The organism is Pedobacter sp. MC2016-05 (genome assembly GCF_026239735.1).
Classification (GTDB): Bacteria; Bacteroidota; Bacteroidia; order Sphingobacteriales; family Sphingobacteriaceae; genus Pedobacter.
Window position 1 is genome coordinate 222,918 of sequence record NZ_JAPIVT010000006.1, and the last position, 19,564, is coordinate 242,481.

Sequence of the window (19,564 nt, forward strand, 5' to 3'; positions counted from 1 at the left end):
ATTTAAAAGCAGAATGAACTATTCTCCTTTTGGTTCTTCAGTAGCAGGAGCTTCTTCAGTAGTAGCTTCTGGAGCAACTTCTTCAGCAGTTTCAGCTTTCGCTTCAGCAGCTTTAGGAGCAGCAGCAGTTTTACTTCTACCACGACGAGTAGTTTTCTTCTCTTCTTTAGCCTCTACATCTTTACCGTAAACTTCGTTATAATCTACCAATTCAATTAAAGCCATCTCAGCGTTATCACCTAAACGGTTGTTTAATTTAATGATACGAGTGTAACCACCTGGACGGTTTGCAACTTTCTCAGCAATTTCGCGGAATAAAATAGTTACTACCTCTTTATCTTGTAAGTAAGCGAATACAGTACGACGTGAGTGAGTAGTATCATTTTTTGATTTAGTGATAATTGGCTCAACATAAGTACGTAAAGCTTTTGCTTTAGCTAAAGTTGTTGTAATTCTTTTGTGCAAAATAAGTGATGATGCCATATTGGCTAACATCGCTTTTCTGTGACTTGCAGTTCTACCTAAGTGGTTTACTTTTTTACCGTGTCTCATTGTTTTTTTATAAAGTGTATACCGTCTCTGTCTCAGAGGGAATTATACACAGTGAATATTATTATATTTATAGAAGAGTTTGGATTCAAGACTAATGACTCCGAACTCTAAACTATTTTTTATTCTTCGTCTAATTTAAATTTAGACAGGTTCATACCGAAAGACAAACCTTTTGATTTTACCAGTTCTTGAATCTCTGTTAAAGATTTTTTACCGAAGTTTCTGAATTTTAACATATCAGCAACATCGTAAGAAACCAAATCAGCTAAAGTACGGATATCAGCAGCTTTTAAGCAGTTTAATGCTCTAACTGAAAGATCCATATCTACTAATTCAGTTTTAAGTATTTTACGCATGTGTAAAATTTCCTCATCAACTTCTTTAGTTTCTTCTTTTGCCTGAGATTCTAATACCAAGTTCTCATCAGAGAATAACATAAAGTGTTGGATAAGAATCTTAGCCGCTTCTTTTAATGCTTCTTCTGGATGAATTGAACCATCGGTTGAAATATCTAATACCAATTTCTCATAATCCGTTTTTTGTTCAACACGGAAGTTTTCAATTGTGTATTTAACGTTTTTCATTGGTGTGTAGATCGAATCGATAGCGATAACACCTACAACAGCATCAGCAACTTTATTTTCTTCAGCAGGTACATAACCACGTCCTTTATTGATGGTTAATTCCACTTCTAAAGTTACAGATTTGTCCATGTTGCAAATAACATGCTCAGGATTTAAAACTGTAAAGTTATTTGAGAATTTAGTGATATCACCAGCTTTGAATTGATCTTGGCCGTTAACAATGATGAATACTTTTTCAGCATCACCAGAATCACCAGTTTTCTTAAAACGAACTTGTTTTAAGTTTAAGATGATATCAGTTAAATCTTCTACAACACCTTTCATGGTAGAAAACTCATGCGAAACGCCTGAAAAACGAATAGTAGTAATAGCATAACCTTCTAACGAAGAAAGTAATATTCTTCTTAAGGCATTACCAATTGTTACACCGAAACCGGGCTCTAAAGGACGAAATTCAAATGTGCCATCGAAATCTGTTGATTTCTGCATGATCACTTTATCAGGTTTCTGAAATGCTAAAATTGCCATTTATAATTTTTTAAATTCGTTATTGAATATATAGTAACAAGAAAAAAGTTAATTACCCTTTCCAGGTAATTAACTATCTTATTTATTACTTTGAGTATAACTCGATGATTAAGTTTTCCTTAATGTTTTCGGGAATTTCATCACGTTGTGGGTAGGTTAAGAATTTACCAGTTAATTCACCAGCATTCCACTCTAACCAAGAGAACTTATTAATTGTTCTACCTGCAACTGAGTTACTAATTGATTCTAATGATTTTGATTTCTCACGAACCGCAACAACATCACCAGCTTTTAACTGATATGAAGGGATATTTACAACTTCACCATTCACGGTTACGTGTTTATGGCTAACTAACTGGCGTGCACCAGAACGGGTTGTTGCAATACCTAAACGGTAAACTGTGTTATCTAAACGTGCTTCTAATAATTGAAGTAAGTTATCACCTGTAATACCAGCACGCGAAGATGCTTTTTTAAACAAGTTACTGAACTGCTTTTCTAATACACCATAAGTATATTTTACTTTTTGTTTCTCCATTAACTGGATTGCATACTCAGATTGTTTTCCTCTTCTTTTTGAAACGCCATGTTGGCCAGGAGGATAATTTTTTCTGTCTAACACCTTATCAGGACCGAAGATTGGTTCTCTGAATTTACGGGCGATTTTTGATTTTGGGCCTGTATATCTTGCCATTTTTTTCTGTTTTTAAAGTACCATTCAGCCTGTAACTGAAGATTCTTAGCTTTAAAATTAATTAAACTCTTCTCTTTTTAGGAGGACGACATCCATTGTGAGGAAGTGGAGTAATATCTTTGATAGATGTTACTTCGATACCTGCTACTTGCAAAGTTCTGATTGCAGATTCACGACCTGAACCAGGACCTTTTACAAAAACTTCAACTTTACGTAAACCTAAATCAAATGCAACTTTACCGCAATCTGAAGCTGCTTGACCAGCTGCATAAGGTGTGTTCTTTTTAGAACCTTTAAAGCCCATTTTACCAGCAGAAGACCATGAAATAGTCTGTCCGTTGTTGTTGGTTAACGTAACGATGATGTTGTTGAAAGTAGCATTGATATGCGCCTGACCAACAGGCTCAATTACAACGATACGTTTTTTTGTTACTTTTTTACTCTTAGCCATGTTATCTTTTAGATTTTAGATATGAGACTTGAGATATGAGACTTTCTCTACCCCGATACTCAGTATCCTACTTTTTATCTTTTGTTCCAGATTTGAGCAGATTAAATAGACATGATGCTCACATCTAAAACCTCACATCCCCTATCTATCTATTACTTAGTAGCTTTTTTCTTGTTAGCAACTGTTTTTCTCTTACCCTTACGAGTACGTGAGTTGTTTTTAGTACGCTGACCACGAGAAGGTAAACCTTTTCTGTGACGTAAACCACGGTAACAACCAATATCCATTAAACGCTTAATGTTTAATTGAACCTCTGATCTTAAAGCACCTTCTACTTTAATTTCATCGTTAATCATTGTACGGATTGCTGATAACTCATCATCAGACCAATCTTGCACTTTCTTGTTTAGATCGATACCTGCAGTAGTTAAGATACGTTGTGCAGTAGTTCTTCCAATACCATAGATATAAGTTAAACCAATCTCTCCTCTTTTGTTTCTTGGTAAATCAATACCTGAAATCCTTGCCATATTTAGTTATCTTTTGAAGTAATTCCGAACGGCGGGCCACCGTTGTGCGGTACATTACAATGTTTTTTAATTACCCTTGACGTTGCTTGTATTTAGGATTTTTCTTGTTAATAACGTAAAGTTTACCTTTACGGCGAATAATCTTGCAATCAGCGCTACGTTTTTTAATTGATGATCTAACTTTCATTTTATTTGTATCTATAGGTTATGCGCCCTTTTGTTAAATCATAAGGCGACATTTCCAGTTTTACTTTGTCACCAGGAAGAATTTTGATGTAGTGCATCCGCATCTTTCCTGAAATATGAGCAATAATCTCGTGTCCGTTCTCAAGTTCTACTCGGAACATCGCATTAGATAATGCTTCTCTTATTACTCCGTCTTGTTCAATTGAGGCTTGTTTAGCCATATTTTGTTGATTGTTACTTAATTAGCTGCTTCTAAACAGGGTTGCAAAATTAAATAAAAAATTTTAATTATTTATTTTTTTTGTTGTAAAACTTCTTCAATTAATGAAAACGTTGATAAAACGTCTGCTTGGCCCTTTTTTATCGCAACCGTGTGTTCGAAATGTGCTGAAGGTTTATTGTCTTTACTAGTCACCGTCCATCCATCATTGTGAAACATTACTCCAGCAACACCGGCATTGATCATTGGTTCAATAGCAATCACTAACCCTTCTTCCAGTTTCGGACCAACACCGCGTTTCCCATAATTTGGAACCTCTGGTTTTTCGTGAAGTTTCACCCCAACACCATGTCCTACTAACTCCCGTACCACACCAAAACCGTTAGCTTCTGCATGTTGCTGAACGGCAAAGCCGATATCGCCAACACGCATTCCACTTACCGCCTTATCAATTGCTAAATCAAGGCAATGTTTGGTTACCTCAACTAACTTTTGTTTTTCGGCATCAACTTCTCCAATAGAAAATGTATAAGCCGAATCGCCAAAGTATCCGTTTTTGATCACACCACAATCAACCGAAATTAAATCACCCTCTCGCATGATGTATTCGCTCGGGAAACCATGAACAACTTGTTCATTTGGAGATATGCATAAAGAGTAAGGAAAGCCATTATAATTTAAAAATGCAGGTATCGCACCATGATCATTAATAAACTCAAATGCCAGCTTATCTAAGGTTAAAGTAGTGATGCCTGCTTTGATTACCTTTGCCACTTCAGCCAAGGTTTTTGAAACAAGCATTGAACTTTCTCTTATTAACTCAATCTCTTCAAGAGACTTGTAATAGATTTTAGACATTCATTTTAAGTTTCGAATGCGTAAATTGTAAATGAGTGAAGAGCTGATGGGCCATTCACTCATTCTATCATTCAAAATTTTTATAATCAATTTTGCCCAGCCTACAAAGCTGCGTTGCTACTTGCAGCAGGAACGCCTGTTCTGCCGGTAACTCTACCAGTTTTCATTAATCCATCGTAATGACGCATCAATAAATAACTTTCAATTTGTTGTAGTGTATCTAAAACAACACCCACTAAAATCAATAGTGATGTACCCCCAAAGAAATGAGCAAATTCTTGTTTAATACCAAACTTTACTGCAATTGAAGGTAGTATAGCAATAATTGCTAAAAATACCGCCCCTGGAAAAGTGATTTTAGAAATTACATCGTCAATGAAAGTTGACGTTGCAAAACCTGGCTTAACACCCGGAATAAAACCACCATTTTTCTTCATATCGTCACTCATTTGAGTTGGATTTACTGTAATAGCAGTATAGAAGAAAGTAAACGCGATAATTAAAAATGCGAAAGTTAAGCTATAAGCTAATGAAGTAGTATTGCTAAACTGAATTAACCATGAACCTTGCAATGAAGGGACGAATTGTGTTAGAGCACCTGGAATAAACATCAAAGCCTGAGCAAAAATGATTGGCATAACACCAGCAGCATTTACTTTTAATGGAATATATTGACGAACACCACCAAACTGGCGGTTACCAACAATTTTCTTTGCGTATTGCACTGGTACCTTACGTACACCTTGCACAATTAGAATGGTAAACATTACCACTGCAAACAAGGCAACAATCTCTAATACTAAAGCCACCGGGCCTCCACCTTCACTGGCAGAACCTACACGTGCACTAAACTCTTGAGAAATTGCAATAGGTAAACGAGCAATAATACCAACCATAATGATTAGTGAAGTACCGTTACCAATACCTTTATCAGTTATTTTTTCACCTAACCACATTACAAATAATGTACCTGCTGTTAAAACAAACGTAGATAACACTAAAAACAAAGTATTTGGTAATAAAATAGCTTCTGCCGGAACCTGCGTTTTAACGTAACCTACAGATTGAACGATTGTAATCGCTACCGTAAGGTAACGAGTGATCTGGTTCATTTTCTTTCTACCACTTTCGCCTTCTTTCTGCATTTTTTGGAAAGAAGGAACAGCAATACCCAATAGTTGCACCACAATGGATGCAGAGATATAAGGCATTACCCCCAATGCTAAAATAGACACACGAGAGAACGAACCTCCGGCAAACATATCCAGAATGCCTAAAAGTCCTGATTTTTCGTTGGCGCCTAAAGCAGTTGGATCTACACCTGGTAAAACCACGTGAGATACAAAACGGTATACCAAAAGAATTAAGAGCGTAAACAATATACGCTCTTTTAATTCTTCAATTTTCCAGATATTACTTAAAGTAGTAAATAGCTTCTTCATTTAATAATTACAATTTTACAATTGAACCACCTGCAGCTTCAATAGCTTTTTGTGCGGTTGCAGAAAACGCATGTGCAGTTATTTCTAATTTTGCTTTTACTTCACCACGACCTAAAATTTTAACTAAGTCGTTTTTTGAAGCTAAACCATGCGCTTGTAAAGCAGCGAAATCAATAGTTGTCAAGTTATGTTTTTCGGCTAATGCTTGTAAAACATCTAAGTTAACACCAACGTATTCGGTACGGTTAATTGGTTTGAAACCAACCTTAGGCACACGACGTTGTAAAGGCATTTGACCACCTTCAAAACCGATTTTGGTTTTGTGACCAGAACGAGAACCCGCACCTTTGTGACCACGGGTTGAAGTACCACCACGACCAGAACCTGTACCACGACCAATTCTTTTGTTGTTTTTTGTAGAACCTACTGCAGGTTTTAAATTACTTAAATTCATTTTTTTGAATTTGTGTTGCCCTTCGCTTTCACTAAACAGGTACAACGATAAATAAATAACGATTGAATTTTGAATGATTGAATGTTAGCAATTTGCCTATTCATTCGCTCAAAACTCATTCGTTTGATAATTGTCTTAAATTGCTTCGATAGCTACTAAGTGGTTCACTTTGCGAACCATACCAATAATTTGTGGTGTAGCTTCTACCTCAACACTTTGATTCATTTTAGATAAACCTAAAGCTTGAACGGTTCTTTTTTGGCGCTCGCTTCTGTCGATAACGCTTTTTACTTGTGTTATTTTGATCTTAGCCATGATATTATCCGTTAAATACTTTGTTTAAATCTATACCACGAGTTTGAGCTACTGTATAAGCATCACGCATCTTTGTTAATGCATCAACAGTCGCTTTTACCACGTTGTGTGGGTTTGATGAACCTTTAGATTTTGCTAATACGTTATGAACGCCAGCACTCTCTAATACAGCACGCATCGCACCACCAGCAATTACTCCGGTACCTACTGCAGCTGGTTTGATTAAAACAAAACCACCTGAGAATTTACCGATCTGCTCGTGAGGAACTGTACCGTGTAAAATTGGAACTTTAACTAAGTTCTTTTTAGCATCATCCACACCCTTAGCGATTGCTTCAGTTACTTCTTTCGCTTTACCTAAACCGAAACCAACAACACCGTTCTCATCTCCAACAACAACAATTGCTGAGAAGCTGAAAGTACGACCACCTTTGGTTACTTTGGCAACACGTTGTATACTAACCAGACGATCCTTTAATTCGATATCGGTGGTTTTAACTCTTTTTATATTGATAGTTGACATCTTACTTTTTCTTCAGATTAAAATACTAAACCAGCTTCGCGGGCACCCTCTGCCAACGATTTTACACGACCGTGGTATAAATAGCCATTTCTATCGAAAACAACTTCTTTAACACCAGCAGCGATTGCTTTTTCAGCAACTAATTTTCCTACTGCAACTGATTGGTCGCTTTTGTTACCTGTTCCAGAAAAATCTTTTGATAAAGATGATGCTGAAGCTATTGTAGTACCGGTTACATCGTTAATTACCTGCGCATAAATCCCTTTATTGCTTCTATATACAGATAACCTTGGACGCTCTTCCGAACCGGTAAGTCTTTTTCTGATCCCTTTTTTAATACGATCTCTTCTTGATAATTTTTTACCTGCCATGATTACTATTTTTTAGACGCTGATTTACCTGCTTTTCTTCTTAACACTTCACCTACAAACTTGATACCTTTACCTTTGTATGGCTCTGGTGCACGTAACGAACGGATTTTAGCTGCTACCTGACCTATCAATTGTTTGTCAATACTTTCTAAAATGATTTTAGGAGTTTGACCTTTTTCTGAAGATGTAGTTACTTTAATCTCTTCTGGTAATTGAAATACATAATGGTGAGAATAACCTAAAACTAGATCTAGTGTATTACCTTGGTTTGTAGCACGGTAACCAACACCTACTAATTCTTGAGTTAATTTATAACCATCTGTAACACCAACAACCATGTTGTTAAGCAGTGAGCGATATAAACCGTGTAATGCTTTATGTTTCTTTTGTTCTGATGGACGTTGAACTGTTAAAATTCCATCTTCTTGACTTACAGTGATATCTGAATCTACTGCTTGTGTTAATTCACCTTTAGGGCCTTTTACACTTACTACGTTATCTTTCGATACAGTAATGGTAACACCTGCAGGGATTGTAATTGGGGCTTTTCCTATTCTTGACATTGTGCTGTTCTCCTAATATTAATAAACGTGACACAATACCTCACCACCAATGTTTAATTTGGCTGCTTCTTTATCAGTCATTACACCTTTAGAAGTAGATAAGATTGCGATACCTAAACCGTTTAATACTCTTGGCATATTTTCAACACCAGCATAGTTTCTCAAACCTGGTTTACTTACTCGCACTAATGTACGAATAGCAGGAACTTTAGTAATTGGATTGTATTTCAAAGCAATTTTAATAATGCCTTGAACTGTTGTATCTTCAAACTTGTAGTTCGCGATGTAACCTTTATCGAAAAGAACTTTAGTAATTTCTTTTTTAAGGTTTGATGCAGGAATTTCTACAACACGGTGGTTGGCCTTAATGGCATTCCTTACTCTTGTTAAATAATCTGCTATTGGATCTGTATTCATTATTTATTGTTTTTGATAGTGGTTTCCTTCTGCTACTCAGCTGTGGGACCTGCTATCGGTTAAAATTCTTTTTTTAGTATATAGACAATAGTATAAAGTATAAAGATCAAATGATCTAAATACTTTATACTAATTACTTTATACTTTTATTACCAAGATGCCTTCTTAACACCTGGTATTTTACCGTCTAGTGCCATTTGGCGAAACGTTACCCTTGAAATTCCAAAGGTACGCATATAACCACGTGGACGACCAGTTAATTTACAACGGTTGTGTAAACGTACTGGAGATGAGTTTTTAGGTAATTTATCTAAACCCTCGAAATCTCCCGCAGCTTTTAATACCGCACGTTTTTCAGCGTATCTAGCTACCAATTTTTGGCGCTTAACTTCGCGTGCTTTTACACCTTCTTTTGCCATTATTCTGCTGTTTTTTGATTTTTAAATGGTAATCCGAATTGTTTCAATAACTCAAGAGCCTCAACGTCAGATTTTGCCGAAGTTACGAAAGTTATATCCATCCCTAAAATTTTATTGATTTTATCTATATTAATCTCTGGGAAGATGATTTGCTCAGTTACACCTAATGTGTAATTTCCTTTACCATCGAAACCTTTATCGTTAATACCTTTAAAATCACGGATACGTGGTAAAGCTACAGAAATCAAACGATCTAAGAACTCATACATATTATTATCACGTAATGTTACGCGTACACCTACTGGCATACCTTTACGTAATTTAAAGTTAGAGATATCTTTCTTAGAGTTAGCCGGAACCGCTTGCTGACCAGTAATAGTAGTCAACTCAACGATTGTGGTATCCATAATCTTTTTATCAGTAACAGAAAAACGACCAACACCCTGATTGATACAGATTTTTTCCAATTTAGGAACCTGCATTACAGTTTTGTACTGAAATTTCTCTTTTAATGCATTTACAACTTCTTCTTTGTATTTGCTTTTTAATCTAGGTGTAGCCATTATTTAATTTCCTCCCCTGAAACTTTAGCAACTCTAACGATTTTACCATCAGCGTTAAGTTTACGACCAACGCGAGTGGCTTTACCAGATTTTGGATCAACCAACATCAAGTTAGAAATGTGAAGAGCAGCTTCTTTTTTAATAATACCACCGTTCGGATTTGCAGCATTTGGTTTAGTGTGTTTAGACACTAAGTTAACGCCTTCCACAATGGCTCTGTTTTTATCTATTTGTACTGAAAGTACTTTTCCTTGTTGACCTTTTGAATCGCCAGCAATTACTTTAACTAAATCTCCAGTGCGGATTTTAAGTTTTGATGGTGTATTTACTTTGTTTCCCATTTTATAATACCTCCGGTGCTAATGATACAATTTTCATGAATTGTTTTTCACGTAGTTCTCTCGCAACCGGGCCAAAGATACGTGTACCTCTTGGCTCATCCTGTGCGTTCAATAATACAGCAGCATTATCGTCAAAACGGATATAAGAACCATCCTTACGACGGATTTCTTTTTTAGTTCTTACAACAACTGCTTTTGAAACTGTACCTTTTTTAATATTACCTGACGGTAATGCGCTTTTTACGGTAACAACTACTTTATCACCAATTGAAGCATAACGTTTGCCGGTTCCACCTAGCACGCGAATTACCAATACTTCTTTTGCGCCGCTGTTATCAGCAACGTTTAATCTCGATTCCTGTTGTACCATCTTATTTAGCTCTTTCTAAAATTTGTACCAATCTCCAGTTCTTGTTTTTACTCAAGGGACGAGTTTCCATAATCAATACTGTATCACCGATACCGCATTCGTTTTTCTCGTCGTGAGCCATAAATTTGGTAGTTTTCTTAACGAACTTACCATAAATCGGGTGCTTTACTTTACGTTCCACGCTCACTACAACAGATTTATCCATCTTGTTGCTTACCACTAATCCCGTTCTTGTTTTTCTTAATTGTCTTTCCATGTCGACTCTCAAATTATTTAGTTTCAGTAGCTGACTCAGTGTTTTTCACTTTAGTCAACTCAGTGTTTAAACGGGCTATGTCTTTCCTTACTTTCGCAATACGCGAAGGATTTTCGATAGCTGAAATAGTGTGTGCGAACTTCAATTTTGATAAGTTCTCTTTTTCTTCCGCAATCTTAGCTACTAATTCTTCTTTTGAAAGCCCTGTGATTTCTGAATTTTTCATTTTTCTTTTTTTTAAGTTGAGTGTAGCGGTTATAATAAACAAGTATTTACAACATTCACCTCAACATTTTACTATGCTTCTACGTAATCTCTACGTACTACGAATTTGGTTTGGATTGGTAATTTCTGAGCTGCTAAACGCAATGCTTCTTTAGCTACTTCTAAAGGCACACCTTCAGCTTCGAAAATTACGCGTCCAGGTCTTACAACTGCTACCCAATACTCAGGAGCACCTTTACCCTTACCCATACGTACTTCAGCAGGTTTTTTAGTTACTGGTTTGTCCGGGAAAATTCTGATCCATACCTGGCCTTCACGTTTCATGAAACGGGTTACCGCGATACGAGCAGCCTCTATCTGGCGACTTGTAATCCAAGTTGCTTCTAAAGATTTGATACCGAAAGATCCGAATGCTAATTCAGCTCCACGAGAAGCTAAACCCTTCATTCTGCCTTTTTGCATCTTCCTGAACTTCGTTCTTTTTGGCTGTAACATTTTATTTTGTTCTAATCGTTAAACGATGTTAATAAATCAATTATTTACGAGGACCTCTGTTAGCGCCTGCGCCACCACCTCTGTTTGCACCACCCTGGCCTGGACCACGACCGCCGCCTTGGTTTCCACCACGTCTGTCGTTACCACCGCCACGGTTATCTCTTCCACCACCACGGTTATCTCTTCCACCGAAAGCTGGTTTATCTGATGCGCCTTTTGGACCGTTGTTTGTCGAACCGATGTTTGGAGACAAATCACGTTTTCCATAAACCTCACCTTTACAGATCCACACTTTAACGCCGATTTTACCATAAGTGGTTAAAGCTTCAGCTAAAGCATAGTCAATATCAGCACGGAATGTATGCAAAGGCACTCTTCCTTCTTTGTACTGCTCAGTACGTGCCATCTCAGCACCACCTAAACGACCAGAAGTCATGATTTTGATACCTTCAGCACCCATACGCATGGTTGATGCGATAGAAGATTTCATTGCTCTACGGAATGAGATCCTTGCTTCTAATTGTTTTGCAACACCTTCTGCAACTAATTGTGCATCAAGCTCTGGGCGTTTAATCTCGAAAATGTTAATTTGAATTTCCTTTTTAGTCAATTTCTTTAACTCTTCTTTGATTTTATCAACCTCAGCACCTGCTTTACCGATTACGATACCTGGGCGAGCTGTGTGGATTGTTACCGTGATACGTTTTAACGTACGCTCGATAACCACTTTAGCAACACCACCTTTAGCGATACGAGCAGAAAGGTATTTTCTTATTTTCTCATCTTCAACTAATTTATCGGAGTAGTTGTTGCCACCGAACCAGTTAGAATCCCATCCTTTGATGATACCTAACCTGTTACCTATTGGATTTGCTTTTTGTCCCATTTCCTAAAATTAGTTTTGAGTTGTTTCTGTACTTTTACTATCTACAATCAGCGTAACGTGGTTTGAACGCTTACGAATTCTATATCCACGGCCTTGAGGTGCTGGACGTAAACGTTTAAGTTGACGACCACCATCTACCATAATGGTTTTAACAAATAACTCACTTCCATCAGAAGTTTTGCCATTTTTAGCTTCCCAGTTGTTGATAGCAGATAATAATAATTTCTCAACTCTTATTGCTGCTTCTTTATTGGTAAACTTTAAAACACTTAATGCTTTTTCTACACGTTCACCTCTGATAAGATCTACAACCAAACGCATCTTACGCGGCGAGGTTGGACAATTGTTTAATTTTGCTATTGCTTCCATTGTCTAATTATTTTTTCTTTTCAGCGTGTCCTCTGAATGTTCTGGTTGGAGCAAATTCTCCCAACTTGTGACCAACCATGTTTTCTGTAACATACACAGGGATAAATTTATTACCATTGTGTACTGCAAATGTATGATTAACGAAATCTGGTGAAATCATTGATCTACGAGACCAAGTTTTGATTACAGACTTTTTGCCTGAATCATTCATAGAGTTTACTTTTTTCTCTACGTTATGGTCAATATAAGGTCCTTTTTTTATCGAACGAGCCATTATTTCTTCCTTCTCTCTATGATGTAACGATTAGAATATTTTTTAAGTTCTCTGGTTTTGTAGCCTTTAGCTAAAACGCCATTTCTTGAACGTGGGTGACCACCTGATGATCTACCTTCACCACCACCCATTGGGTGATCGACAGGGTTCATCGCTACCGGTCTAGTTCTCGGACGACGGCCCAACCAACGTTTACGACCAGCTTTACCTAATACTTCATTTGCGTGATCTGAATTAGATACCGCACCTATAGTAGCAAGACAAGTAGTCAAGATTAAACGGGTTTCGCCTGAAGGCATTTTCAAAGTAGCATATTTACCATCGCGGGCAGCTAATTGTGCATAAGCACCTGCACTACGAGCTAATTGTGCTCCTTTTCCAGGGTGAATCTCCACGTTGTGGATGATAGAACCTAATGGAATGTTCGATAATTTTAAAGTGTTACCTACTTCTGGAGCTGCTGTTTCGCCCGATAATAATACCGAACCAACTTGCAAACCTTCTGGAGCAATAATGTAACGCTTCTCGCCATCTGCATAATGTAATAATGCGATGCGGGCAGTACGGTTTGGATCGTATTCAACAGTAGCTACTGTTGCAGGAATATCGAATTTATCGCGTTTGAAGTCGATTAAACGATATGATTTTTTATGACCACCACCCATGTAGCGCATAGTCATTTTACCTGTGTTGTTACGTCCACCAGACTTTTTTGATGATACAACCAATGATTTTTCGGGCTTGGTTGCTGTAATCTCCGTAAAACTAGCACCAACTCTGAAGCGGGTACCTGGAGTAACTGGTTTAAATTTTCTTAAGCCCATAGTTATAATTAATTATTAAATTAAAGAGTTGCGTAATAATCTATTGTTTCGCCGTCTTTTAACGTTACGATTGCTTTTTTGTATTTCGGGCTACGGCCAGAAACAAAACCTGCTTTAGTGTAACGAGATTTCGCTTTTCCATCAACAACCATGGTGTTCACTGCAACGATGGTAACACCGTACAATTTCTCAATAGCCGCTTTTATTTGGATTTTGTTAGCCTTGTGGTTAACAGCGAATGTGAAACGGTTAGATTTTTCAGTTAAAGCTGAAGCTTTTTCGGTTAATATTGGTTTTTTTAAAATTTCCATATTACTTGGCAAATGCCTCCTCCAAAGTTTTAACAGAATCTGCAGTTAACACAAGTACACCAGCGTTTAATACATCATAAGTATTTAAATCTGCTGCCGAGATTACTTTAGTTTTCTGAACGTTTCTGCTTGATAAATAGATATTATTATTTTGTGCAGGTAAAACCAATAAAGTTTTTTGAGTACCTACGTTTAACGCAGCCAATAAACTTGTGTAGTTTTTTGTTTTCGCTGTATCGAAGTTGAAATCTTCTAAAACTACCACGCTGTTATCTTTTGCTTTATAAGCTAAAGCAGATTTACGTGCTAATGATTTTAATTTCTTGTTCAATTTAAAGCTATAATCACGTGGTTGAGGACCGAAAACACGACCACCACCGTTAAATAACGGAGATTTAATGCTACCTGCTCTGGCACCACCTGTACCTTTTTGCTTGTATAGTTTACGAGTTGAACCAGCAATCTCATTACGTTGTTTAGATTTGTGAGTACCTTGACGTTGGTTAGCCAAATACTGTTTTACATCTAAATAAATCGCGTGGTCGTTAGGCTCGATACCAAATACCGATTCAGGAAGTTGCACCTTGGCACCTGTTTCTTTACCTGAAATGTTTAATACTTTAACTTCCATCTGATTACTTGTCTAAGATTACGTAAGAACCTTTAGCTCCTGGAATGGAACCACTAACTACTAATAGGTTTTGCTCAGCATAAACTTTCAAAACTTGTAAGTTTTGAACTTTTACTCTGTCTCCACCTGTTCTTCCTGCCATGCGCATTCCTTTGAATACACGTGAAGGAAATGATGATGCTCCCAATGAACCTGGGGCACGTAAACGGTTATGCTGACCGTGAGTCTGCATACCAACACCGGCAAATCCGTGGCGTTTTACAACACCTTGAAAACCTTTACCTTTTGAGGTACCGACAACATCAACAAAATCGCCTTCTGCGAATGCATCAACAGTTACGACATCACCTAAGTTAAGTGAAGTTGTAAACGAATCGAATTCAACAAGTTTGCGTTTCGGAGTTGTGTTTGCTTTCGCGAAATGGCCTTTTAACGGTTGAGTTGTGTTTTTCTCTTTTTTCTCATCGTAACCCAATTGGATTGATGAATACCCGTCTTTTTCTTCGGTTTTCACTTGTGTAACTACACAAGGCCCAGCCTCGATTACCGTACAAGGAATGTTTCTTCCTTCGGCATCAAAGATACTGGTCATTCCTACTTTTTTTCCAATAATTCCTGACATTTTATCTTTTCTTTTTAACACCCATCGAAGCAGTAGGGCTTCGTTCAAGGTGGTTGTACATCCCCCGAAAGGGACGGCAAAGATAGACAAGAATTATTAATTTTCAAATAGTTAGCCAAATATTTTTCCAAATAAATTGTTGATATGTTGGCTTTTAACTTTTAACCAGATGTTAATGTGCCAAACCACCATTTAAACTGATAGTTATGATGGCAAGGATGATAAATCCGATAAGAACATAGAGATAATCTTTCTCTATCAAAAAGCTAAATATGGCAAAAATGATGCGGGCGATTGGGGTAAAAATGAGCATTAGGATTCCGAACTGAACTATGGCATCACCATGAAAGCTCGATAAGCCTTTAAAAATCTCACCAATCGACGAAAATTTTGAAAGTTCTGGCTTAAAAACTTTATAATCGGTTATTACCCCTTTGTTATGAATAAGAAAAATGACACCACCAATCAGTACGATACTCATCGATATGATTACACCAGCACGCAAAAGCGTTCCTAATACAACCTGGATATCCTTATCATTAATATTTTCGTTTTTCTCTTCGTTCATTTTACAAGCCGCTGATTCCTTTGTAAATCATTTGTAGTGCTAAAAAAGTAACTACAACTGCAAAAACAATTTTTAGTTTGTCGGTGTTAGTTCGCAACAAAACTTTCGATCCAATCGAAGCGCCGGTTAAAACTCCAATACAAACGGGCATTGCAATTCCGGGATCTATCTGACCGCGGTGCAAATAAACAATCGCACTTGCAGCTGCCGTTACCCCCATCATAAAGTTACTCGTGGTTGTAGATACCTTAAAAGGCAAACGCATGATGTTATCCATCGCGATTACTTTTAGCGCACCACTGCCAATACCTAAAAGACCAGAAAGCGTCCCAGCAAAAAGCATCATCGCAAAGCCAGCAGGTACATTTTTAACTGCATAAGCATGATCTACGCCCTTATCAGGATAGCTACTGTTCAGTTTGAAAAATTTTGCCCATTTATCAGTCTTGTCTAAAGTGGTATGATCGATCTTTTTCTTCAACGTCATGATGGCGGAGAAAATTAAGATGCACCCAAAAATGATGGCAATATAATTTGCATTGAGATAAACGGCTACTACAGCGCCAGAAATGGCTCCTATCGTAGTGGCAATTTCAAGAAACATACCGATTCGAATATTTGTAATTCCTTCTTTTACATAAGCTGCCGCAGAACCTGATGAAGTTGCTATTACCGAAACAATTGATGCACCGATGGCATAATGTATATCAACCCCGAGCGCCAGTGTTAATAGCGGAATAATAATTACACCCCCACCCAAGCCTGTTAATGAACCTAATAAACCTGCCAAAAAAGCGCCTAACAAAACGATGATGGTAAATAACAAAACCGACATGCGGGCAAAGATAAGGGACAGTTTTTGGCTAAACGAAGGATTATGGAATAAAATAAAGTCTATATAATATATGGATGATATAAATTGGAACGTGGTAATTAAAATTTAATGGCATATTATAGGTTGTTAGCTACGCTCTACTTTCAAGCTCTCTTTTTTAACGAGCGTGTTAGCAGTACTTGTTTCAACAGTGCAATCTTATAATGACACGGCACTTCTCAGAACCAGGTGCGAGCTGAATATTAACTCAGGATTTATGATGAAGCTTACTCTCCCTATTAATATCCATATTTTTAAAAGTCTCGATGACTTCGTAAGCAATCTGTCTAACCGTCCCTGGTATTAGATTAATTGTATTTTTGTTTCCATTAGCATCAGTAAGCTTCCAACCTGATGTATCTATCATTATTTGATCATTCCCGGCTAGCGCTTTTATGATTTTAGCTCTCGTAAATGCAATTGAACTGGAATCAACCAGTATCTTTTTATTACTCCACCAGTTTTCTAACGATACTTTAATCAGACTAGATTGTTCAAGCTTCGGCAGATAATCCCAGCCTGCTCCTTTTCTATGCTCCAGCTTTAGCAAGCCAATAAAGTTGTTTACACTTTTTGATTGATAAGTTTCTGAACTACAGTTAAGCTGAATGTGATTAAGCTTCAATTGAGTAAGTAATGATTTGGATTGTTCGGCATTGTGAAATAGGATCAACACTCGTTTAGCAATTTGAGAAACCACCAGTTTATTTCCCAAATCATATTCCTGGCATAAACTTTCAACATCAGCCAAATGAGTTTGCAATTCGACAACTGATTCTGATTTTGCCACTACTTCCCTAACCTCCTAATCATTTCTGCACTGAGGTCTCTCCCATCATTCAATCGATTCGCAAAAAATGATTTTGCGGCCTCAAAATGTTCCTTATATCCTTTCAAATCACCATATCCTATTATCGATGCCCATTCATGAACAGCAGTATGAAATTCCAAATCGTCGCCGCGGATAGATTTGTCGTACAACGCGGTGTGGATAGATTCTTCCAACATCTCCTCGTTTTTGAAAAGATATTCTGCTATGCCAAGCCTCAATTTAAAAGGTGGGGTTTGACAAATTAGGTTATCATATGGATTTACGCCCATTTTATACCAGGCGTAAACCATACTTAGCAAACTTAAGTGCGAATTTGGCTTTTGCTTATGATCTGCGTCAGAAAGGCTAAATTCTTTCATGATGTTATCATCAAGGAGCAGAAGCGTTCTGCTTTCATGAAATACAAAATCGCGGGCAGCATAAATTTTCTCCCTAAATTCAACTTCATTTTCACAAATCATCAGCTTATATAATTCCGATTCTGCCTGAGCGTAATATTTTACCTGCTTCTGAGCGTAAGGATTCAATATTGCTAAGCCAGCATAAATATGTGATTTGTAGCTAAAAATTCTGAGCGTGGTCAAGATTTTCACATTATCGATTCCGCCAGCATAAGCTGGGTTATCCCATGGAAAGAAACCTGCATTTTTCCATGCTGAACCCATGCTCTCGAAGCCCATGTGGGTAACGGCTTGTGTATCCGCCACAATACGGTCATGCTCACGATAATCGTCCATTTCGATAATATTCGATTTAAGCGAACGGTAAACGGCTAAAGCTTTAGCATAAACTTCATCGGTAGCCCGATGGCGAACGACCACCAAAGTTTGCCCTTCGGGACTAAAAGCCGGCCCGTGTAAAGAGTGGCAGGTTACAATCTGTGTATCATTTGGAAGGTGTTTCTCAAAAGCTGCAATTTCCGGATGTTTAACAGAGGTTTGTCCGGATACAATTGCGCCAAACTTTGTAGAACGAGCAAACGTAGAAACTACTTCATCAATCTTTTCTGCTTCCACACAGTAAATAATAAAGTCTGATTTGCGGGCCACTTCATGACCATCAATTAATACCTCGATTCCTTTCGGCTCTAATTCATTTTTTAAATCCGAAAACCTTAAAGGCATATCTGCCCCGCATACTTTATAACCTTCGCTTGCAAACGACAGCGCATATAATTTGCCCATATCGCCCAAACCGATAATTCCTATTTGCATGAGGCAAATGTAATCTATCGATAAGTAAATTATAATAAAACGTAGATTAAATTGTTATTTAACAGATAACGAAAACACACAACAATTAAAACCTATAAAGCCATTAGTTAAAAATTATTAACTGGGAAATAGATAAAAATGTAGTTTTACACTCAAACACCTATATTTAAACTATGCAGAAAATTAAACACACCCTATTGTTTTTAGGCGCTATGCTATTTTTAAACATTGCTTTTGGTCAAACTTTGCCAGATACAACAAAAAACACCGATCCATCGCTAAATGGTCAATATCAGTTTATGTTAAAGAAATCTAAGAGTTTATATGGCGCAAGGCTGATTAACCCTTCAAGATTATCTGGAGTGTGGAAAAGTGTAAATGACACTTTGAGGAAAGAACGCAAACAACTGCAAGAGGCAAAACAAGAAATTACAACCCAGGCAAAAACCATTTCTACGTTGAAAGGTGAAGTTTCTGGAAAAGAAAACTCATTGGCAGATGCCACAGCTTCCGTTAATGAAATTAAATTTCTGGGGATATCTTTTAACAAAGGAACCTATAACACCATCGTTTGGGCAATTATTATTATTCTGGGCGCTGGCTTGGCAATAGTAATTTTTCAATCTGGTAAATATAGAAAGGAAGCGACTTACAGAACACAGCTTTACCAGGAAGTTGCAGATGAATTCCAGGCACACAAGGTTAAAGCGAAAGATAAAGAAATGAAGTTGGCACGTGAACTTCAGGACGAAAGAAATAGATGGGATGATTCCCGAGGAAGGTAATTGAGGTAGAGATCAAG

The 19,564-nt window shown here is 37.3% G+C and carries 34 protein-coding genes; 1 reads left to right on the forward strand and 33 read right to left on the reverse strand.

Going from position 1 to position 19,564, the window contains the following annotated elements:
- Window positions 1-18: 18 nt before the first annotated feature.
- The 33 genes from rplQ to OQZ33_RS10880 all read right to left on the reverse strand — a co-directional run bounded on the left by rplQ (window position 19) and on the right by OQZ33_RS10880 (window position 18,762).
- On the reverse strand, window positions 19-552 hold the full coding sequence (gene rplQ / locus OQZ33_RS10720) for a 50S ribosomal protein L17 (RefSeq protein ID WP_265799048.1): 534 nt from the start codon (window positions 550-552) through the stop codon (window positions 19-21).
- 119 nt (window positions 553-671) lie between these two features.
- Window positions 672-1,664 carry a DNA-directed RNA polymerase subunit alpha gene (locus OQZ33_RS10725; RefSeq protein ID WP_056848536.1) on the reverse strand — a complete coding sequence of 331 codons (993 nt, stop codon included), beginning with the start codon at window positions 1,662-1,664 and terminating at the stop codon, window positions 672-674.
- Between the two features lie 85 nt (window positions 1,665-1,749).
- Window positions 1,750-2,358: a 30S ribosomal protein S4 gene (gene rpsD, locus OQZ33_RS10730; protein ID WP_056848535.1), complete on the reverse strand. Its 609-nt coding sequence runs from the start codon at window positions 2,356-2,358 to the stop codon at window positions 1,750-1,752.
- A gap of 61 nt (window positions 2,359-2,419) precedes the next feature.
- On the reverse strand, window positions 2,420-2,809 hold the full coding sequence (gene rpsK / locus OQZ33_RS10735; protein ID WP_010599885.1) for a 30S ribosomal protein S11: 390 nt from the start codon (window positions 2,807-2,809) through the stop codon (window positions 2,420-2,422).
- Window positions 2,810-2,961: 152 nt separating this feature from the next.
- A complete protein-coding gene (gene rpsM, locus OQZ33_RS10740; protein WP_010599886.1) occupies window positions 2,962-3,339 on the reverse strand; it encodes a 30S ribosomal protein S13 in 378 nt (125 codons plus the stop codon).
- Between the two features lie 70 nt (window positions 3,340-3,409).
- Window positions 3,410-3,526: a 50S ribosomal protein L36 gene (gene rpmJ / locus OQZ33_RS24300; RefSeq protein ID WP_010599887.1), complete on the reverse strand. Its 117-nt coding sequence runs from the start codon at window positions 3,524-3,526 to the stop codon at window positions 3,410-3,412.
- A 1-nt stretch (window position 3,527) separates the two neighbouring features.
- Window positions 3,528-3,746: a translation initiation factor IF-1 gene (infA, locus tag OQZ33_RS10750; RefSeq protein ID WP_010599888.1), complete on the reverse strand. Its 219-nt coding sequence runs from the start codon at window positions 3,744-3,746 to the stop codon at window positions 3,528-3,530.
- Window positions 3,747-3,817: 71 nt separating this feature from the next.
- Window positions 3,818-4,603: a type I methionyl aminopeptidase gene (gene map, locus OQZ33_RS10755; protein ID WP_265799049.1), complete on the reverse strand. Its 786-nt coding sequence runs from the start codon at window positions 4,601-4,603 to the stop codon at window positions 3,818-3,820.
- Window positions 4,604-4,704: 101 nt separating this feature from the next.
- A complete protein-coding gene (secY, locus tag OQZ33_RS10760; protein WP_056848533.1) occupies window positions 4,705-6,045 on the reverse strand; it encodes a preprotein translocase subunit SecY in 1,341 nt (446 codons plus the stop codon).
- A gap of 7 nt (window positions 6,046-6,052) precedes the next feature.
- Entirely contained in the window at window positions 6,053-6,499 is a 447-nt protein-coding gene (rplO, locus tag OQZ33_RS10765; RefSeq protein ID WP_056849255.1) for a 50S ribosomal protein L15, read from the reverse strand.
- A gap of 135 nt (window positions 6,500-6,634) precedes the next feature.
- Complete coding sequence (gene rpmD, locus OQZ33_RS10770; RefSeq protein ID WP_010599892.1) at window positions 6,635-6,814, reverse strand: 50S ribosomal protein L30; 180 nt, start codon at window positions 6,812-6,814, stop codon at window positions 6,635-6,637.
- A gap of 4 nt (window positions 6,815-6,818) precedes the next feature.
- Window positions 6,819-7,337 (reverse strand): 30S ribosomal protein S5, encoded by a 519-nt coding sequence (gene rpsE, locus OQZ33_RS10775; protein WP_056848532.1) that lies wholly within the window; start codon window positions 7,335-7,337, stop codon window positions 6,819-6,821.
- Window positions 7,338-7,354: 17 nt separating this feature from the next.
- Complete coding sequence (rplR, locus tag OQZ33_RS10780) at window positions 7,355-7,708, reverse strand: 50S ribosomal protein L18 (protein WP_025145211.1); 354 nt, start codon at window positions 7,706-7,708, stop codon at window positions 7,355-7,357.
- Window positions 7,709-7,713: 5 nt separating this feature from the next.
- Window positions 7,714-8,271, reverse strand: coding sequence for a 50S ribosomal protein L6 (gene rplF, locus OQZ33_RS10785; RefSeq protein ID WP_265799050.1), 558 nt, complete (start codon window positions 8,269-8,271; stop codon window positions 7,714-7,716).
- Between the two features lie 18 nt (window positions 8,272-8,289).
- Window positions 8,290-8,691 carry a 30S ribosomal protein S8 gene (rpsH, locus tag OQZ33_RS10790; protein WP_235527300.1) on the reverse strand — a complete coding sequence of 134 codons (402 nt, stop codon included), beginning with the start codon at window positions 8,689-8,691 and terminating at the stop codon, window positions 8,290-8,292.
- 146 nt (window positions 8,692-8,837) lie between these two features.
- Window positions 8,838-9,107 (reverse strand): 30S ribosomal protein S14, encoded by a 270-nt coding sequence (gene rpsN / locus OQZ33_RS10795; RefSeq protein WP_025145214.1) that lies wholly within the window; start codon window positions 9,105-9,107, stop codon window positions 8,838-8,840.
- Window positions 9,107-9,673, reverse strand: a complete 567-nt coding sequence (gene rplE / locus OQZ33_RS10800; RefSeq protein WP_086547740.1) for a 50S ribosomal protein L5 — start codon at window positions 9,671-9,673, stop codon at window positions 9,107-9,109. The genes rpsN and rplE overlap by 1 nt, the downstream gene beginning before the upstream one ends.
- Window positions 9,670-10,011: a 50S ribosomal protein L24 gene (rplX, locus tag OQZ33_RS10805; protein ID WP_265799051.1), complete on the reverse strand. Its 342-nt coding sequence runs from the start codon at window positions 10,009-10,011 to the stop codon at window positions 9,670-9,672. Before rplX ends, rplE begins: the two co-directional genes overlap by 4 nt.
- A 1-nt stretch (window position 10,012) precedes the next feature.
- Complete coding sequence (rplN, locus tag OQZ33_RS10810; RefSeq protein ID WP_010599900.1) at window positions 10,013-10,381, reverse strand: 50S ribosomal protein L14; 369 nt, start codon at window positions 10,379-10,381, stop codon at window positions 10,013-10,015.
- 1 nt (window position 10,382) lies between these two features.
- Window positions 10,383-10,637, reverse strand: coding sequence for a 30S ribosomal protein S17 (gene rpsQ, locus OQZ33_RS10815; protein WP_010599901.1), 255 nt, complete (start codon window positions 10,635-10,637; stop codon window positions 10,383-10,385).
- Window positions 10,638-10,650: 13 nt separating this feature from the next.
- Entirely contained in the window at window positions 10,651-10,863 is a 213-nt protein-coding gene (gene rpmC, locus OQZ33_RS10820; protein ID WP_025145217.1) for a 50S ribosomal protein L29, read from the reverse strand.
- A gap of 71 nt (window positions 10,864-10,934) precedes the next feature.
- Window positions 10,935-11,357 carry a 50S ribosomal protein L16 gene (gene rplP, locus OQZ33_RS10825; RefSeq protein ID WP_010599903.1) on the reverse strand — a complete coding sequence of 141 codons (423 nt, stop codon included), beginning with the start codon at window positions 11,355-11,357 and terminating at the stop codon, window positions 10,935-10,937.
- 40 nt (window positions 11,358-11,397) lie between these two features.
- Window positions 11,398-12,243 (reverse strand): 30S ribosomal protein S3, encoded by an 846-nt coding sequence (gene rpsC, locus OQZ33_RS10830; RefSeq protein ID WP_056848530.1) that lies wholly within the window; start codon window positions 12,241-12,243, stop codon window positions 11,398-11,400.
- Between the two features lie 9 nt (window positions 12,244-12,252).
- Window positions 12,253-12,612: a 50S ribosomal protein L22 gene (gene rplV, locus OQZ33_RS10835; protein ID WP_056848529.1), complete on the reverse strand. Its 360-nt coding sequence runs from the start codon at window positions 12,610-12,612 to the stop codon at window positions 12,253-12,255.
- Between the two features lie 7 nt (window positions 12,613-12,619).
- Window positions 12,620-12,886, reverse strand: coding sequence for a 30S ribosomal protein S19 (gene rpsS, locus OQZ33_RS10840; protein WP_010599906.1), 267 nt, complete (start codon window positions 12,884-12,886; stop codon window positions 12,620-12,622).
- Window positions 12,886-13,710 carry a 50S ribosomal protein L2 gene (gene rplB, locus OQZ33_RS10845; RefSeq protein ID WP_056848528.1) on the reverse strand — a complete coding sequence of 275 codons (825 nt, stop codon included), beginning with the start codon at window positions 13,708-13,710 and terminating at the stop codon, window positions 12,886-12,888. Before rplB ends, rpsS begins: the two co-directional genes overlap by 1 nt.
- A 20-nt stretch (window positions 13,711-13,730) precedes the next feature.
- Window positions 13,731-14,021 (reverse strand): 50S ribosomal protein L23, encoded by a 291-nt coding sequence (gene rplW / locus OQZ33_RS10850; RefSeq protein ID WP_056848527.1) that lies wholly within the window; start codon window positions 14,019-14,021, stop codon window positions 13,731-13,733.
- A gap of 1 nt (window position 14,022) precedes the next feature.
- Complete coding sequence (rplD, locus tag OQZ33_RS10855) at window positions 14,023-14,652, reverse strand: 50S ribosomal protein L4 (protein ID WP_010599909.1); 630 nt, start codon at window positions 14,650-14,652, stop codon at window positions 14,023-14,025.
- Between the two features lie 4 nt (window positions 14,653-14,656).
- Window positions 14,657-15,274, reverse strand: coding sequence for a 50S ribosomal protein L3 (gene rplC / locus OQZ33_RS10860; RefSeq protein ID WP_056849254.1), 618 nt, complete (start codon window positions 15,272-15,274; stop codon window positions 14,657-14,659).
- A 172-nt stretch (window positions 15,275-15,446) separates the two neighbouring features.
- The gene (locus OQZ33_RS10865) at window positions 15,447-15,842 is read right to left on the reverse strand and encodes a DUF1634 domain-containing protein (protein ID WP_056848526.1); all 396 of its coding nucleotides are present in this window, start codon (window positions 15,840-15,842) and stop codon (window positions 15,447-15,449) included.
- A 1-nt stretch (window position 15,843) separates the two neighbouring features.
- Window positions 15,844-16,677 (reverse strand): sulfite exporter TauE/SafE family protein, encoded by an 834-nt coding sequence (locus tag OQZ33_RS10870; protein ID WP_265799052.1) that lies wholly within the window; start codon window positions 16,675-16,677, stop codon window positions 15,844-15,846.
- A 247-nt stretch (window positions 16,678-16,924) separates the two neighbouring features.
- Window positions 16,925-17,467, reverse strand: coding sequence for a hypothetical protein (locus tag OQZ33_RS10875; RefSeq protein WP_265799053.1), 543 nt, complete (start codon window positions 17,465-17,467; stop codon window positions 16,925-16,927).
- A 38-nt stretch (window positions 17,468-17,505) separates the two neighbouring features.
- Window positions 17,506-18,762, reverse strand: a complete 1,257-nt coding sequence (locus OQZ33_RS10880) for a prephenate dehydrogenase (protein ID WP_265799054.1) — start codon at window positions 18,760-18,762, stop codon at window positions 17,506-17,508.
- Window positions 18,763-18,935: 173 nt separating this feature from the next.
- Here OQZ33_RS10880 and OQZ33_RS10885 point away from each other — a divergent pair, with 173 nt between their 5' ends.
- Complete coding sequence (locus OQZ33_RS10885; RefSeq protein WP_265799055.1) at window positions 18,936-19,547, forward strand: hypothetical protein; 612 nt, start codon at window positions 18,936-18,938, stop codon at window positions 19,545-19,547.
- The last annotated feature ends 17 nt before the right edge of the window (window positions 19,548-19,564 follow it).